The organism is Flavobacterium sp. (genome assembly GCF_046073885.1).
GTDB lineage: Bacteria > Bacteroidota > Bacteroidia > Flavobacteriales > Flavobacteriaceae > Flavobacterium.
This window is the reverse complement of the sequence record NZ_JBJTND010000023.1, coordinates 14,919-31,403: the sequence shown is the minus strand read 5'-3', so window position 1 is coordinate 31,403 and position 16,485 is coordinate 14,919. Positions and strand designations below refer to the sequence as shown.

Here is a 16,485-nt window from a genome sequence, read left to right as displayed (position 1 = left end):
ATCTACTCCGGTATCTTCAAAAACTTTTTGAATAGGTTTTCCCCAACCAGGTCTATATTGGTCAAATTTATATTGAGTTCCTTGCATTCCTCCCCATTCAAATCCTGGAGCCCAAACAATGCCACCTCTTCCTTGTCCTCTTGAATGATGTGCAAAAACAAATTTGTGTGTTGCGGTGCTATTTTCAAGAACACTTCGCATCCATAAATATTGGGATTGTCCCAAGGTCCAATCCCAATTGGTTGGTTTCGATCCATCGGCAGGTGTAGCTCCAGGAAATATCTCCGTTCTGTATACATCTAAAACGACAAAAAGTGCATCACCCCACGTCCATGCATAATAATTTTCGGGCATTCCTATACCAAAATCTTCTACTGTAGTATTTCCCGAATAAAAGTTATTTGGAAACGGATTTGGATAATAGTATTTTCTCCATTGTGTTCCCCAAACACCTATACCATTTGGTGCGGCAGGCAATTGATTGGTAGCAGTGGTGTAAATTCCATTTACATTAAGAAAATAGTCGTTTTCTCCTTCATGATTTCCTAAACAAACATAAAACGGAATGGAATGACAAATAGCTCCAAGATATTGACGGTAGTTTTTATGTAAAACATCCATATCGTTACTACTTGTAACAGTAGGAGCGTGGTCGTCACCAAATATATCTCCTAATGACAACATAAAATCAGGATTTTCAGTTGCTTCATTAGCAAGAGTAGTTTGATACATAGCTACATTAGAATAATTACTGTACAAATGTTCATCAGCTTCTACAATAAATGTATAATTACTTCCAGGAGCTCTTTGTGTTTGAAAATGATATTCGGGTGTTGCTGTGTATGTTGAAGCACCATTCAACTTATATTGCATTCTGTAATAATATTTTGAATTTGGCGCTAAACCAGTTAAATCTATTTCATCTGGAACATTTAATTGATTGTTGTGAACAGAAGTTGAGTTCGAATAAATTCCAGATTGTAATCCGTATTCTAAAAAATAATTAACATTTTGATCAAACAAAATACTCGCGGTAACCGAATTATTAGTGGGTCTCCCAAGAATAATTGAATGTTGTTGCGAATAGTTATATTGAAACCAAACCAATAAAAGGATAATTAATGCATTTTTTCTCATAAAAGATCATTATGCTTACTTTGACTATTAAATTTCAAAATAGTTTAATTTATATGTCTAAAAATAAATAAATTAAAAATTAGTTTAGTAGAAGTGATATTTTATAACAAAACCTCTTCTTTTTTACGAATTTGATTGCAATATTATTTGTAGTTTTGCATAACTATTTAATAAAACACACAAAATACTTAAATTATGAGTTCATTTGACGTAGTCATCATAGGTTCTGGACCTGGCGGATATGTGTCAGCAATTCGTTGTGCCCAATTGGGTTTTAAAACTGCAATTATTGAAAAATATTCCACTCTAGGTGGAACTTGCTTAAATGTTGGATGTATCCCTTCTAAAGCTTTATTGGCATCATCGCATCATTATGAAGAATTACAACATTTTGCCGATCACGGAATTGAAGTTTCGGGAGCAGTAAAGGTAAATCTTGAAAAAATGATTGCACGCAAGCAAGCAGTTGTTGATCAAACGAGTGGTGGCGTTAAGTTTTTAATGGACAAAAATAATATTACAGTTTTAGAAGGTTTGGGATCATTTGTTGACGCTACTCATGTTTCCATAGCTAAAGCAGATGGAACATCAGAAACTATAGAAGCAAAAAATATAATCATTGCAACAGGTTCAAAACCATCAACTTTACCATTTATTAAGTTAGATAAAGAGCGAATCATTACATCTACAGAAGCCTTAAAATTACCAGAAGTCCCTAAACATCTTGTAATTATTGGTGGTGGAGTAATTGGTATTGAATTAGGTCAAGTTTATTTAAGACTTGGTGCTCAAGTTTCTGTTGTTGAATATTTGGATCGTATTATTCCAGGAATGGATGCTGGTCTATCCAAAGAATTGACCAAAGTTTTGAAAAAACAAGGAATGAAATTTTATACTTCACACCAAGTAAAATCGGTTACCCGAAAAGGAAAAGTAGTTACTGTTCAAGCTGATAATGCAAAAGGGGAAACTGTTTCATTAGAAGGAGATTATTGTTTGGTAGCTGTTGGTCGTCGTCCTTATACTGATGGATTGAATGCAGATAAAGCAGGAGTAAAGCTTACAGAAAGAGGAATGGTTGAAGTAAACGATCATTTACAAACGAGTGCTTCTAATATATATGCAATTGGAGATGTGGTTCGAGGTGCCATGTTAGCTCATAAAGCGGAAGAAGAAGGAACTATGGTTGCCGAAATCTTAGCAGGTCAAAAACCACACATTGATTATAATTTAATTCCGGGAGTAGTTTATACTTGGCCAGAAGTTGCCGCTGTGGGTAAAACAGAAGAGCAATTAAAAGCAGACGGAGTAGCTTACAAAGCAGGAAGTTTTCCTTTCAAAGCTTTAGGTAGAGCTCGTGCAGGTGGAGATACTGATGGGTTTGTGAAGATTCTTGCTGATGCTTCAACAGATGAAGTATTAGGAGTACACATGATTGGTGCTCGTTGCGCCGATTTAATTGCCGAAGCAGTTACTGCAATGGAATTTAGAGCATCTGCTGAAGATATTTCTAGAATGTCACATGCGCATCCAACATTTGCAGAAGCTATAAAAGAAGCTGCACTTGCAGCAACTGACAATAGAGCATTGCACGTGTAATTACAGGAATCATTATATAAAGAAACCCGCTAAACTTAGCGGGTTTCTTTTTTGTTTTCAGAAACAAGGACTAGGCTTTAAAAATTCCTTTATAAGTCTCCCAGTTGGTGTAAATTAAAAATAAATTTCCAAGAAATAATGCTGCGGCAATAGGAGTGCCATCAGGTAATAGGAAAATATTAATAAGTAAAATATTTAATGTTACTGGAACCAAAATCACAGCGCCAATCTTTATAAACTTCCCACTTATTATGGTTAAACCTGCAATTAATTCCACTACTTTAGCTAATGGCATTAAATACTTTGTAGCAGCAATTCCTTTAGTAAAGGTAAGCATGTCACCCGTAAAATTTGGTTCAGGTGAAAGATGGAAAAAATAATTAATGGATGCAAAAAGCATCAATCCACCTACTAAAATTCGAATAATTAGAGTTGCAATTTTCATAATTTATAATTTAATTGGTTAGTTATTCAAATTTATTTTATTTCAATTCGTAATTTAAGAACCTAATTTTCAGTTATTAACAAAGTTATTAATAGTATTATTTAGGTTTTTTATTATTCAATACATTTTAAATAATCCATGAAAAAATGATCGGGATGGTAGGTTTTTTTATCTACTTCAGAAACCAAAGTTTCTTTGGCAATGTAATCAACAGTTTCTCCTGCATATTTTATTCTGAAAATTGCGATCGGAGATTTCTTTAATTCTTCCATAGTATCTTTTAAAAATAAAAAATAGGCGCTTAAAATTCTGCAATTTTCACCATTATTTCTTACAAAATTTCCGCACGTTTCTTGATCTAATCCTATTAAAGAAATTATTTTCCCATTTTGTAATTGAACATAAATTTTTGAGGATTTGTCCAAACATTTTGCTGGAATAAATTCGGAGCTTTTTTGAATGATTTGCATATTTAATGAAGGTAAACCATCAGCATTTATTAAAGAAAAAAATATAGAACTTTGGCTATTTCCAAATACTTTTTCGTGCATAACATAATTTATCGTTGACTTGTAACTGCCAAGACTGTCTTTAACATTGGAACTATATTCACAATCAGTTTGAGCAAATGCAACGATTGAAATAAATAAGTTGGCTAGAATTAGAATTTTTTTCATTAGGTATTTATTTTGTTACAAAGTAACACTATTTTGTTATCATTAATATCGGTAGTGAAAAAACAATATTGATCACCACCATCTTTTATTTTCCATTTTTTTCTTAATGTATCAACGCTTTCTGGAAAATTACGAACGGTAACATTCATCTTTTTATTTTCAATAGCTTCTTTAATCTCTTTTTTTGAATAATTGATTGAAGATTCAATGATGAAAGTCCTTCCAGGAAAATCAATTAAATTTTCAGAAGTATATAAATGCGAATTGACATGAAGTTTTTCTAATGAATAGTGATGTGCTATGTGATTGAAACCACCCGATTTTAGTAGGCTGCTATTAGGTTCATACAAATAGTTCTTAGGTAAACCGTAGTTAATATCAACTTCTGAATTCCATTGATATTCAAATACTTCTTTGTTTTCTTTGTTGAAATTAATACATTTTATTATTGGCTTATCGTTAAAATCATGATGCAGTTCCCATAATAATTCTTTCACCTCATTATCTACAGCAACAATATGAATAGTTTTTACATTCTGCAACTCGCTTAATCCAGCAGAAATATCCAATAATGGAGCGGTTTTAATGATTATTTTTGAGCTGTATTGGTAATAAAAACTTTGAAGTTCGGGAACATTTGGCAAACAATCTTGCAACATAAAAACTTTGCCTTTAATTTCATTTCTTCTTGAAGGATCTATATAAATCCAGTCATATTGTTGGTTGAGATTTTTAAGTATCTCATAGCTGTCTTCTGCAATACATGAAACATTTGAAACTCCTAATTGTTGAAAATTATGTTTTACAATAGCCGATAACTCCGAATTTATTTCACAATGGTATACCTGCTTTATTTTTTTAGCAAAATAATAATCATCTACTCCAAAACCACCTGACAAATCTATTAAAGAAGCACCACTTACAATTTCAGATTTGTAAAGCGCAGTAATTTCAGAAGAAGTTTGCTCAATTGATACTTTACTTGGGTAAATGCAATTGAAACAATTGAACCAAGTTGGGAGTTTGTTTTTGCTTTTGTTCCGCGCTATTATTTGATTTAATAGGATTTTATAATCGATTTCAGGAAATGGATTTTTTGCAAATGATAATTTTGAAACATCCTGATCGGTGTTCTTGATAATAAATTCTTGAACTTCGGGAAGTAATAACTTGGAACTGTTTTCCATTAGTTATTAAAAATATAATTAAGAATATTTGCCCCCATTTTTAGCGCTTTTTCTCGAACTTCTTTAGGGTCATTGTGTACTTCTGCATCTTCCCAACCATCACCTAAGTCACATTCGTAAGTGTATAAAAATACTAATCGATTGTTTTCAAATATCCCATAAGCTTGTGGTCGTTTTCCATCGTGTTCATGAATTTTTGGTATTCCGGAAGGGAAACTATATGGTTTTTGAAAAATAGGATGAGATGCTGGAATTTCAACTAAATTCGAATTCGGAAATATTTTTTTAATTTCTCTTCTTAAATATTCATCCAAACCATAATTGTCATCAAAATGCAGAAATCCTCCAGAAAGCATGTAGTTTCTTAAATTAAGAATTTCGTTATCGCTAAACAATATATTACCATGTCCGGTTGCATGAATATAAGGATAGGAGAATATATCGGGACTTCCCGGCTCAACCGTTGCAGGTTTATTTTTTATAGTTGTGTTGATGTTTTGATTGCAGAATTTTATTAAATTAGGGAGTGATGTAGGATTGGCATACCAATCACCACCACCATTATATTTTAACAAGGCAATTTCTTGAGAAAATCCAATTATCGAAAACAAAAATAAAAGTGTAGTTAGTTTACTTTTCATGAATTAATGCTTTTTGTATTCTAAAAGAAGTTTGTCTAGTTCTTCGGTTTTCCAACCATAATTGGCGGCGCTGTTTTTCCCGTTATTTAAATAAACTAGTGCATTAGAATAATCTTTTTCTTTTGCATACAAGTTGGCGATTAAAATGTATTTCTCTAATGACTCGCTCAAACTTAGAGCTTGTTTTGCATAAGTGATAGCAAAATCAAGGCTTTTTTTATCATCAATATGAGCTAAATAATTATTGCAAATAGATACTAAAGTGTTTGAATCTTTCCAAGCGAATTTAGTTGCCAAAGCTTCGCTGTTTTTTTTGTAGTTTTTCCAATTGCTGGAAAATTCATCTATCGCTAAGTCATAATGAAATAGTAGCGAGTCAACTTTTCTAATTTGTAAAGAGGCTGCGATAGTTCTTTTTTTATTGTATTGAATGGTGTCGCCAATTTCAACCAATGATTTTAAATTATCGGATACCATATAGATTAATTTTTTTTCTACTCTTGGCATACCAACAACTTTAGCAAATTCTTCTCTTTTGCTAGCGATAAAAGGAACTTCTTTAGCTGATAGATTATTAATTCCGTTTGCTATGATTTTCCAATTTAACTCAGTGAATAGTTCGGATTCTTGTTTTGTTTTTAAGTACTTCTGGGTTATTTCAGTGGCATCAAATCCTGCTTTTCTGTAAGCAATAATATAGCGAAGACATTTTTCTGAATTGGAATTATCAGCGTTAAATTGCTCTTTGATTACATTAAATTGGTTTTCAGGAAGTAATGCTTTTTGTCCTTCTTGAATGAACACCTCTTTTTTAAATTCACCTGCCATACAGGTCAATAAATTCTCATTGGAATCAATAAATCCAAAAGTAGGGTAGGACTTAACTAAAAATTTATTTTGAAATTTATTTTTCATCGTTCCGCCAACTGCAGATTCTGCATCAATGGCTACACAAATATAGTTGCTGCTGTAAAAGGTAATTACTTCAGGATCTATAAATACTTCATTTTTCATTTTGTTGCAATGCGAACACCATTTGGCATAAAACATTAAAGCAATGGGTTTGTTTTCTTTTTTAGATTGCGCTAAAGCAGCCTCATAATTAACGTCTAAAAACAAAGTTTGTTTTTGGCTAAAAGACAACAAACAACAAATAAAAAACAGAAATGTAAGTGTTTTTTTCATAATTTATTCATTTGCATAAACCACGCTATGACAAGCTATTATAGCGGCGGTCTCTGTTCTTAACCTAGTTTCACCCAAAGATATTGGAATAAATTTATTGTTCAAAGCCATTTCAATTTCTTTAACAGAAAAATCACCCTCAGGGCCAATTAATATAGTGGTATCGGTATTTGGAAGGATTTGAGATTTTAATGTTTTTTTATCTAATTCTTCACAATGAGCAATGAATCTAATGCCTTTAAAGTCCTTTTTGATAAAGTCTTTGAATGGAATAGGGTCATTTAATTTTGGAATATAGTTGTGTAAAGACTGCTTCACAGCAGATTCGATAATTTTTTGGAACCGTTCTATTTTAATTATTTTTCGCTCCGAATGATCGCAAATTATTGGTGTAATCTCCTGTATTCCAATTTCGGTAGCTTTTTCTAAAAACCACTCATAACGCTCGTTCATTTTGGTAGGTGCAACTGCAAGGTGTAAATGAAATTTTGGCTTCTCTTGCTTTTCGAATGATTGAATTTTAACGGTACATTTAGAATCGCTCGCTAGAGAAATTTCTGTTGTAAATAAATACCCTAAACCATTGGTTACATGTAAAATATCGCCTTCTTTCTTTCGTAATACTTTAATTATATGTTTGCTTTCTTCTTTATCAAAAATAAAAGAAGAAGCCTGTTCGTTAATATTCGGATTATAAAATAATTGCATATTAAAATTCAATTCGTGCTTTAGAAACTACTCCAGCATCGTTAAATTTATTTTCTAAATATTTTTGATAGCCTACTATCCCTATCATTGCCGCATTATCTGTGGTGTATTCAAATTTAGGAATAAATGTTTTCCAGCCATATTTTGATTCAGCTTCTTTAAGGGTTGCTCTAATTCCGGAGTTTGCTGAAACCCCACCGCCAATGGCAATTTGATTTATTCCTGTTTCGGCTACAGCCAATTTCAATTTATCCATCAAGATTTCAATGATGGTATGCTGAATAGAAGCACAAATGTCTGCTTTATTTTCTTCAATGAAATTGGGGTTTTCAGCCATATTTCTCTGTATGAAATACAAGATTTGAGTTTTGAGTCCGGAGAAACTAAAATTCAATCCAGGCGCTTTTGGTTTTGTAAATGCGAATTTTTTTGGATTTCCTTCTTTAGCTAGTTTATCAATCAATGGTCCGCCAGGATAGGGAAGTCCCATAATTTTTGCTGTTTTATCAAAGGCTTCTCCAACAGCATCATCTGTTGTTTCTCCAATAATTTCCATTTCAAAAAAACTTGAAACTTTTACAATTTGAGTATGGCCTCCAGAAATAGTCAAAGCGATAAAAGGAAAATCAGGTTTGTTATATCCTTCTTCTTCAATAAAATGAGCTAAAATATGGGCGTGCATGTGATTAACTGCAATTAATGGAATATTCAAAGCCAATGCCAATGATTTTGCAAATGACGTTCCAACAAGTAACGAACCCATTAATCCCGGACCTTGAGTAAAAGCAATAGCATTAATGGTATTGAGCTTTATACCTGCTTTTTTTAATGCACTATCAATGACAGGTACGATATTTTGTTGGTGAGCTCTAGATGCTAGTTCGGGAACGACACCACCATATTCTTCATGTATTTTTTGACCTGCTACTACATTTGACAACACTACATTGTTTTTTAAAACAGCTGCCGCAGTATCGTCGCAGGAACTTTCAATCGCAAGTATGTAAACATCACTGTTGGGCATTAGGCACAATTTTTGAATATTATTTGATTAACCGGTATAAAACGATTATTTTTACAACGATTACAAAAGTAACTATTTTAAAGGTTTTTCACTAATAGGATTGTTACTTTTTGTTTTTTGAAAGAATTAGAGATATCAATGAAATATAAGATTTTTTGTCTATTTTCGTTATTATTAGATAGTTCAAATCGAAATAAATTTTGAAAGAAAAAACAACCAATACTCGAGATTATTCTTTGAAAAAAATAGCAATTCGCACAATTATGGTGCTTTTGTTACTTTTATTGTCTCTAGGTATTGCGCTTTCATTACCGGTTGTTCAAACCAAAATTGCCCAGTATTTTACTGAAAAACTAAATAAACAATACGGCACCAATATTTATGTGGACCAAGTTGAAGTCACTCTTTTTGGTAATGTTCAATTAAAAAAAGTTTTAATCAAAGACGAAAAAAAAGATACGTTAATTTATGCTAATAGATTAATTACAAGTATTCTTGATTCAAAATCACTGCTTGAAGGAAATTTAATTTTTGGAAATCTTACCGCAGATCAATTATTTGTTAATGTCAAAACCTACAAAGGGGATTACGATACAAATTTGGATAAATTTATTGATGCTTTTGATGACGGAAAGCCGGCTTCAGGTAAGTTTTTAATGACTTCTCAAAAAATGACTTTGAACAATTGTAGGTTTCGAGAAATTGACTACAATAGAGAAATTCCGCTTGACGTTGATTTCACTAAAATAAATGCGGTAGTTTCCGATTTTAAGATTAAAGGTCCAAATGTTTATACCAATGTTGAAGCCATGTCTTTTATGGACCACAGGGGATTATTTGTAGATAATATTACTACTAAATTTACCTACACCAAAAAGAATATTCTTTTGGAAAAATTATATTTAAAAACCGCTGAATCTTCTCTTGAAGGATCGGTTGTGCTTAAATACGATCGAAAAGATTTTAAGGATTTTAATAATAAGGTCGTTTTTATTATTTCCACTAAAAATGCTTCATTATCTTCAAATGATTTGCGTCATTTTTATAATGAATTAGGTAAAAATCAACAATTTAAATTAAGTACTACTATTGTTGGTCCACTCAATAATTTTACTGCCAAGCAGTTGTATTTAAAAGATAGCAATAACACAGTTATTGCCGGAAGAGTTACTTTTAAAAATATCTTCACGAAAAAAGGAAATGGCGATTTTAGTATGGATGGAAATTTTACTAAAGTAAGCTCTAATTACAATAATTTAATCACCTTATTGCCAAATGTGTTGGGCAAGAATTTACCTTCTTCATTAAAAAAAATAGGTCAGTTTAACCTAAGAGGGAAGACTAATGTAACTGAAACGAGTGTAGCTGCCAATGTGGTTATTCAAACACAATTAGGAGGAGTGAGCTCTAAATTACAAATAACCAATTTAAAAACAATTGATAATGCCTCTTATAATGGAACACTTAATTTAGATAATTTTAATTTAGGTAGTTTTTTAAATAGAAGCGATTTAGGTTATGCTACATTACAATCTAAAGTAGAAGGAAAAGGATTCATTGAAAAATACTTAGACACCAAAATTTCTGGTAACATTCAAAACTTTACCTACAACGGCTATAATTACAAAAATATAATTGCTGACGGGTTTATTAAAAAACCAATATTTAAAGGTAAAATAAACGTAAATGATCCAAATTTATTCTTTGATTTTGATGGATTAGTTGATTTTTCAAATCAGGAAAAAAAATATGATTTTCATGCAAAAATCGATTATGCTAATCTAAAAAAATTAAACTTTATTAAAGATTCTGTTTCTGTTTTTAAAGGAGATGTGGTAATTAAAATTGCAGGAAACTCTTTAGATAAAATGAAAGGAGATATTATCGTTTCTAATTCTTCTTATCAAAATTCTAAAGATCTTTATTTTTTTGATTACCTAAATTTGAATTCCAAAATAATAAATGAGGAACATCTTATTACTTTAAATTCTTCTAAAGAATTAAATGGTAAGGTTCAAGGGAAGTTTGAGTTTTCACAGATTCAAAAAATGTTTGAAAACTCTCTTGGAAGTCTTTACGCCAATTACAGACCACATGTTTTGAAAAAAGGACAATATTTGAAATTTAACTTTACTCAATTCAATGAAATTGTAGAAATTCTAAATCCGAATATTAGTTTGTCACCAAATGCTATTTTAAATGGTCAAATAAATGGAGATACCAACGATTTTAAACTAAAATTTTCTTCAAATAAAATAGACGCCTACACGGTTCATGCTGATAATTTGAAATTTGAGGTCGATAATAAAAACCCTTTGTACAGTACTTATATTCAATCGGATAGTTTGATCACAAAGCAATATAAAATGAGAGATTTCTCTCTAATTAATGCTAAATCTAAGGATACATTGTCTTTTAGAACTGAGTTTAAAGGCGGTGAAAAAGGAAATGATTATTTCAAATTAAATCTGTATCATACTATTGATTCAAACAATCAAAATATCTTTGGTTTCCATAAATCGGAAATAATGTTTAAAGATTTGCTTTGGTATGTAAATGAAAATGAAAACAATAAAAACAAAATTCTATTTGATAAAAATTTAAAAACGTTCTCTTTTGATGATATTTTAGTTTCTCATGAAAATCAATCCATGCAATTGCAGGGATTGTTGGGTAGTTCTAAAAATAAAGACTTGAAGTTGGTTTTTAATAATGTAAATTTAAATAAAATTACTCCAACTATAGAGCAATTTAAGTTTGATGGTTTTGTTGATGGTGAAGTTTTTGTTAAACAAAATAATGCTATTTATCAGCCCACTGCCTCGCTTGAAATTAATGAATTGAAAATAAATGATCAAGCCTTAGGGAAAATGAATCTTGACATTAAGGGAAATGAGGATTTTTCAAAATTTGAAATTGATTCTAAAATTGAAAATGAAAACCTTAAATCATTTACTGCAAAAGGAGATTTAGAGATTGTAGCCAATGAAACATTGATGAATTTAGACCTCGACTTTCAAAAATTCAATCTCGGAATTTTAAGTAACTTAGGAGGAGAGGTATTGTCAAATATTAGAGGGTATGCTTCTGGAAATGCTAGAATTAGTGGGAATGTAAATGACTTTGATTATAAAGGGAGGTTATTTGTAGATGATGCAGGATTATCAATTCCTTATTTAAATGTTGATTATAAAATAAAAGATCATTCGGCAGTTGAAATTACTCAAAATAAATTTATTGTCGAAAAAACTCAAATAATAGATTCCAAGTACAATACAGAAGGAAACCTTCAGGGCTTTATAAAGCACAAGCAATTTGGGGATTGGGAGTTAGATTTAGCTATCGATTCAGATCGAATATTAGCTCTGAATACCAAAGATCATGAAGATGTGGTGTATTATGGTACTGCTTTTATAAACGGAAATGCAACAATAAAAGGGCCAACTAGTGGGCTTTCAATAAATGTTAATGCGCAATCTGGTAATGGAACCGATATTAAAATTCCAATTAACGATGCGAGTTCTGTTAGTGAAAATGGTTTTATTCATTATTTAACTAAAGGAGAAAAGTATGGAGAAAAATCAAAACAAACAGAATTTATTAGAGATTATGATGGTTTACAGATGAACTTTGAATTTGCGATAGAACCTAACGCAACTATTGAAGTGATATTAAATAAAGAGTCCAAACATGGAATGAAGGGTAAGGGTAAAGGAACCTTAAATATGAGTATCAATACCCTTGGAAAATTTGAAATGTTTGGAGATTTTCAAGTATGGGAAGGATCTTATAATTTTAAATATGGTGGTTTAATTGATAAGCAATTTTCTGTTAAAAAATATGGATCTATTGTCTGGGAGGGAAATCCGTATAATGCTACACTTAATTTAGAAGCAGTTTCTAAAAATATCACCGCAAATCCTGCAGTATTAATTGATAATGCATCATTTAATAAGAAAATCCCTGTTGATGTAGTGATTGGATTAAAAGGGACTATAATGAATCCAGAACCTGATTTTAGTATAAATTTTCCAACAGTAAGTTCAGTAATAAAATCGGAAATCGAAACCAAATTGGGGGACAAAGACATCAGACAGACCCAGGCTTTATACTTATTATCAACAGGGGGGTTCTTGAGTCAAGAAGGCTTAAGTCAATCTCAAGTTACCAATAGTATTTATGAAAAAGCTGCTTCAATATTTGGAGACATTTTTAATAATAATAAAGATAGTAAAATGAATATGGAGGTGAGCTACATCCCAGCTGATAAAACGGCATTAAAACCTACAGATGGGAGAGTAGTAGCAAATATTTCCACCCAAATAAATGAACGTATTACCATAAACGGTAAGGTAGGGGTTCCTACAGGCGGAGTTTCTGAAACAGCAATTGTAGGGAATTTTGAAATGCAATACCGAGTTAATGAAGACGGGACTCTAAATCTGAGAGTATTTAATAAAGAAAACGACATTAATTATATTGGTCAAGGTATAGGTTATACCCAAGGTGCGGGTGTTAGCTATGAGGTAGATTTTGATACCTTTAAAGAATTGGTCAACAAAATATTTAAAAAATCCAAACTAGATCGGGAGAAAAAGGAAGTAAAAGATTCAACTTCAGAATCAAATAAAATGCTTCCAAGTTATATTAATATGGAAGATGGGAAATCAAAGCCTCAAAATTCTACTTTACAAAATCAAATAAATAAAGAAGGAACGAAAGAAGAGAATTGATATTAAATTGTCAATTTGATAAAAATATAACTAAAAAAAACAAAACTTATCAACGAAAACGTTTGAATTTCGAGGATATTATTAATTACTTAAAAATTTGATGTTTTGTATTTGTTTTGTTTCTAATTTTACATTCTAAATTATTAAACTATGTCAAAAACGATTAAAAAAATAGGGGTTTTAACTTCTGGGGGAGATTCACCAGGAATGAACGCTGCTATTCGTTCTGTAGTTCGTACCTGCGCTTTTCATAACATTGAATGTGTAGGTATTTATAGAGGATACCAAGGTATGATAGAAGGAGATTTTAAAGAAATGGGTCCTCGATCGGTTAATAATATCATCAATAAAGGAGGAACCGTATTAAAATCGGCTCGATCAAAAGAATTCATGACCCCAGAGGGTCGTAAAAAAGCTTTTGATAATTTATCAGCTGTTGGAGTAGAAGCACTTGTGGTTATTGGTGGTGATGGAAGCTTTACAGGTGCTGAAATTTTTAATAGTGAATATGGTTTTCCAGTAATGGGGATTCCAGGTACAATTGATAATGATATTTTTGGGACCAGCCATACTTTAGGTTTTGATACAGCCTTAAATACTGTGGTTGATTGCATTGATAAAATTAGAGATACGGCAAGTTCGCACAATCGCTTATTTCTTGTTGAAGTAATGGGTAGAGATGCAGGTCACATTGCATTAAATGCTGGAATTGGAGCAGGAGCTGAAGAAATTCTTATACCTGAAGAAAATTTAGGATTAGAAAGATTGCTAGATTCTTTAAAAAAAAGTAAAGCATCTGGAAAATCTTCAAGTATTGTTGTGATTGCAGAAGGAGATAAAATAGGAAAGAATGTTTTTGAATTGAAAGATTATATTGAAGAACATTTGCCAGAATATGATATTCGAGTTTCGGTATTAGGACATATGCAACGTGGAGGTTCACCATCTTGTTTTGATAGAGTTTTAGCAAGTAGGTTAGGTGTTAAAGCTGTAGAATCCATTATAGAAGGTAAATCCAATTTCATGGTTGGTTTATTAAATGATAAAGTTGCATTAACTCCATTAGAACAAGCTATCAAAGGTACTTCAGAAATAGACAAAGATTTACTTCGAGTTTCTGATATCATGACTACATAATAATCAAATTAAAAATAATAATAACCGGCAAATGAATTTTGCCTAAAGTAAAATAAAATGTCAAAAGTTAAATTAGGAATCAATGGATTCGGAAGAATTGGAAGAATTGTTTTTAGAGAATCTTTCAATAGAGAAAATGTTGAAGTAGTTGCAATTAATGATTTGTTAGATGTTGATCATTTGGCTTATTTATTAAAATATGATTCTGTTCATGGTCGTTTTCCAGGTAACGTTGAAGTTAGAGATGGTAAACTGTATGTAAATGACAGACACATCCGTGTAACTGCTGAGAGAAATCCTGCAGATTTAAAATGGAACGAAGTAAATGTTGATGTAGTTGCTGAATGTACTGGTATTTTTACCACAATTGAAACAGCTAACGAACACATTAAAGGTGGCGCTAGAAAAGTGATTATTTCGGCTCCATCTGCAGATGCACCAATGTTTGTTATGGGGGTAAATCACATGACAGCTAAAGCATCGGATACCGTAGTTTCAAATGCTTCTTGTACAACCAATTGCTTGGCTCCTTTAGCTAAAGTAATTCATGATAACTTCGGAATAGTAGAAGGGTTAATGACAACTGTTCATGCTACAACCTCAACTCAAATGACTGCAGACGGTCCTTCAAGAAAAGATTGGAGAGGCGGACGTGCAGCAAGTATTAATATCATTCCTTCTTCAACAGGAGCTGCTAAAGCAGTGGGTAAAGTAATTCCAGATTTAAATGGAAAATTAACCGGAATGTCTTTCCGTGTTCCAACTGCCGATGTATCTGTAGTCGATTTGACTGTAAAAGTAGCTAAAGAAACTTCGTATGAGGAAATTATGGCTGTGTTGAAAAAAGCTTCAGAAAATGAAATGAAAGGTATTTTAGGTTATACTGAAGATGCAGTAGTTTCCCAAGATTTTATTTCAGATAAAAGAACTTCAATCGTTGATGCAACTGCAGGAATTGGATTGAATTCAACGTTTTTCAAACTAGTTTCTTGGTATGATAATGAATATGGATATTCAAGTAAATTAATTGATTTATCAGTTCATATCGCTAGCTTGTAATATAAATTAAAATCCCGCTTCAATTAATTTTGTAGCGGGATTTTTATAATTAAAAAACACCAACTCGATGAAATTATTAGTAGATAGCGGCTCTACCAAAGCAGATTGGATTGCAATTGATGATAATGGTAAAGTACTTTTCACAACACAAACGCTTGGCTTAAACCCAGAAGTATTAGATAAAGAAGAAATTATATCTCGTTTAGAGGATAAATTTGATATTTCTCATAATAAAGAAAAAGCATCGCATCTGTTCTTTTATGGTGCAGGTTGTGGAACGGATAGAATGAAAGATTTTCTAACTATTGTTTTTAAAGAATATTTTACCAACGCTTTGATTTCGGTTCATGAGGATACTTTTGCAGCTGTATATGCTACAACTCCAAAAGATGAAAAGGCTATTGTTTGCATTCTAGGTACAGGTTCAAATTGCAGTTATTTTGACGGAAAAGTATTACACCAAAAAGTTCAATCTTTAGGTTATATTGCTATGGATGATTGCTCGGGTAACCGATTTGGAAGACATCTAATAAGAGGTTATTATTTTAATAAAATGCCAAAAGAATTGGCTTTAGAATTTGAGGAAGAATACAACCTTGATGCCGATTATATAAAAAACAACTTATATAAAGAACCGAATCCAAATGCCTATTTAGCAACTTTTGCTAAATTTTTAATCAAGCATAAGGATACTGAGTTTTGCAAAAAATTCATCTACGCAGAAATGGAAGAATTTGTGGAAAATTATATTATGCAATTTGAAAACTATACCGAAGTTCCAGTTCATTTTATTGGTTCTATAGCTTTTTATTTAAAAGAAGAATTGGAAGAAGTATTATCCAAATACCAAATCAAAATAGGTAATGTACTTCGTCGTCCAATTGATGGTTTAATTGCCTATCACATTATAAATAAGTAACAAAAAACCTGATTGTATAAATCAGGTTTTTTAT

The 16,485-nt window shown here is 31.5% G+C and carries 13 protein-coding genes; 5 read left to right on the top strand and 8 right to left on the bottom strand.

The features are described 5' to 3' along the window. Positions 1-1,137, bottom strand: a 1,137-nt coding sequence (locus ACKOWY_RS03790; protein ID WP_408940115.1) for a purple acid phosphatase family protein, incomplete at its 3' end; no start/stop codon positions are given. Positions 1,138-1,332: 195 nt separating this feature from the next. Here ACKOWY_RS03790 and lpdA point away from each other — a divergent pair. Then, on the top strand, positions 1,333-2,736 hold the full coding sequence (gene lpdA, locus ACKOWY_RS03785; RefSeq protein WP_408940114.1) for a dihydrolipoyl dehydrogenase: 1,404 nt from the start codon (positions 1,333-1,335) through the stop codon (positions 2,734-2,736). Between the two features lie 70 nt (positions 2,737-2,806). On the opposite strand, the gene ACKOWY_RS03780 is transcribed toward lpdA, so the two are convergent. The 7 genes from ACKOWY_RS03780 to tsaD all read right to left on the bottom strand — a co-directional run bounded on the left by ACKOWY_RS03780 (position 2,807) and on the right by tsaD (position 8,603). Beyond that, positions 2,807-3,181, bottom strand: coding sequence for a DoxX family membrane protein (locus ACKOWY_RS03780; RefSeq protein ID WP_408940113.1), 375 nt, complete (start codon positions 3,179-3,181; stop codon positions 2,807-2,809). 113 nt (positions 3,182-3,294) lie between these two features. Beyond that, entirely contained in the window at positions 3,295-3,858 is a 564-nt protein-coding gene (locus tag ACKOWY_RS03775; protein WP_408940112.1) for a hypothetical protein, read from the bottom strand. Continuing rightward, the gene (locus tag ACKOWY_RS03770; protein ID WP_408940111.1) at positions 3,858-5,045 is read right to left on the bottom strand and encodes a THUMP-like domain-containing protein; all 1,188 of its coding nucleotides are present in this window, start codon (positions 5,043-5,045) and stop codon (positions 3,858-3,860) included. Before ACKOWY_RS03770 ends, ACKOWY_RS03775 begins: the two co-directional genes overlap by 1 nt. Beyond that, the gene (locus tag ACKOWY_RS03765) at positions 5,045-5,686 is read right to left on the bottom strand and encodes a DUF4159 domain-containing protein (RefSeq protein ID WP_408940110.1); all 642 of its coding nucleotides are present in this window, start codon (positions 5,684-5,686) and stop codon (positions 5,045-5,047) included. Before ACKOWY_RS03765 ends, ACKOWY_RS03770 begins: the two co-directional genes overlap by 1 nt. A 3-nt stretch (positions 5,687-5,689) precedes the next feature. After that, complete coding sequence (locus ACKOWY_RS03760) at positions 5,690-6,871, bottom strand: thioredoxin family protein (RefSeq protein WP_408940109.1); 1,182 nt, start codon at positions 6,869-6,871, stop codon at positions 5,690-5,692. Between the two features lie 3 nt (positions 6,872-6,874). Then, positions 6,875-7,579, bottom strand: coding sequence for a 16S rRNA (uracil(1498)-N(3))-methyltransferase (locus ACKOWY_RS03755; RefSeq protein WP_408940108.1), 705 nt, complete (start codon positions 7,577-7,579; stop codon positions 6,875-6,877). A gap of 1 nt (position 7,580) precedes the next feature. After that, entirely contained in the window at positions 7,581-8,603 is a 1,023-nt protein-coding gene (gene tsaD, locus ACKOWY_RS03750; protein ID WP_408940107.1) for a tRNA (adenosine(37)-N6)-threonylcarbamoyltransferase complex transferase subunit TsaD, read from the bottom strand. Positions 8,604-8,803: 200 nt separating this feature from the next. Here tsaD and ACKOWY_RS03745 point away from each other — a divergent pair, with 200 nt between their 5' ends. The 4 genes from ACKOWY_RS03745 (at position 8,804) to ACKOWY_RS03730 (ending at position 16,451) form a co-directional block, all read left to right on the top strand. After that, a complete protein-coding gene (locus ACKOWY_RS03745) occupies positions 8,804-13,336 on the top strand; it encodes a translocation/assembly module TamB domain-containing protein (RefSeq protein WP_408940106.1) in 4,533 nt (1,510 codons plus the stop codon). Positions 13,337-13,486: 150 nt separating this feature from the next. Then, complete coding sequence (gene pfkA / locus ACKOWY_RS03740; protein WP_408940105.1) at positions 13,487-14,473, top strand: 6-phosphofructokinase; 987 nt, start codon at positions 13,487-13,489, stop codon at positions 14,471-14,473. Positions 14,474-14,530: 57 nt separating this feature from the next. Continuing rightward, positions 14,531-15,532, top strand: a complete 1,002-nt coding sequence (gene gap, locus ACKOWY_RS03735; RefSeq protein WP_408940104.1) for a type I glyceraldehyde-3-phosphate dehydrogenase — start codon at positions 14,531-14,533, stop codon at positions 15,530-15,532. 67 nt (positions 15,533-15,599) lie between these two features. Beyond that, positions 15,600-16,451, top strand: coding sequence for an N-acetylglucosamine kinase (locus tag ACKOWY_RS03730; protein WP_408940103.1), 852 nt, complete (start codon positions 15,600-15,602; stop codon positions 16,449-16,451). Positions 16,452-16,485 lie beyond the last annotated feature (34 nt).

Bases quoted from the DNA above. Each gene is read 5' to 3' on its own strand.
- ACKOWY_RS03765 (WP_408940110.1), bottom strand. From the start codon at position 5,686: ATGAAAAGTAAACTAACTACACTTTTATTTTTGTTTTCGATAATTGGA.
- ACKOWY_RS03730 (WP_408940103.1), top strand. From the start codon at position 15,600: ATGAAATTATTAGTAGATAGCGGCTCTACCAAAGCAGATTGGATTGCA.
- gap (WP_408940104.1), top strand. From the start codon at position 14,531: ATGTCAAAAGTTAAATTAGGAATCAATGGATTCGGAAGAATTGGAAGA.
- lpdA (WP_408940114.1), top strand. From the start codon at position 1,333: ATGAGTTCATTTGACGTAGTCATCATAGGTTCTGGACCTGGCGGATAT.
- ACKOWY_RS03755 (WP_408940108.1), bottom strand. From the start codon at position 7,579: ATGCAATTATTTTATAATCCGAATATTAACGAACAGGCTTCTTCTTTT.
- ACKOWY_RS03770 (WP_408940111.1), bottom strand. From the start codon at position 5,045: ATGGAAAACAGTTCCAAGTTATTACTTCCCGAAGTTCAAGAATTTATT.
- ACKOWY_RS03775 (WP_408940112.1), bottom strand. From the start codon at position 3,858: ATGAAAAAAATTCTAATTCTAGCCAACTTATTTATTTCAATCGTTGCA.
- tsaD (WP_408940107.1), bottom strand. From the start codon at position 8,603: ATGCCCAACAGTGATGTTTACATACTTGCGATTGAAAGTTCCTGCGAC.
- ACKOWY_RS03780 (WP_408940113.1), bottom strand. From the start codon at position 3,181: ATGAAAATTGCAACTCTAATTATTCGAATTTTAGTAGGTGGATTGATG.
- pfkA (WP_408940105.1), top strand. From the start codon at position 13,487: ATGTCAAAAACGATTAAAAAAATAGGGGTTTTAACTTCTGGGGGAGAT.
- ACKOWY_RS03760 (WP_408940109.1), bottom strand. From the start codon at position 6,871: ATGAAAAAAACACTTACATTTCTGTTTTTTATTTGTTGTTTGTTGTCT.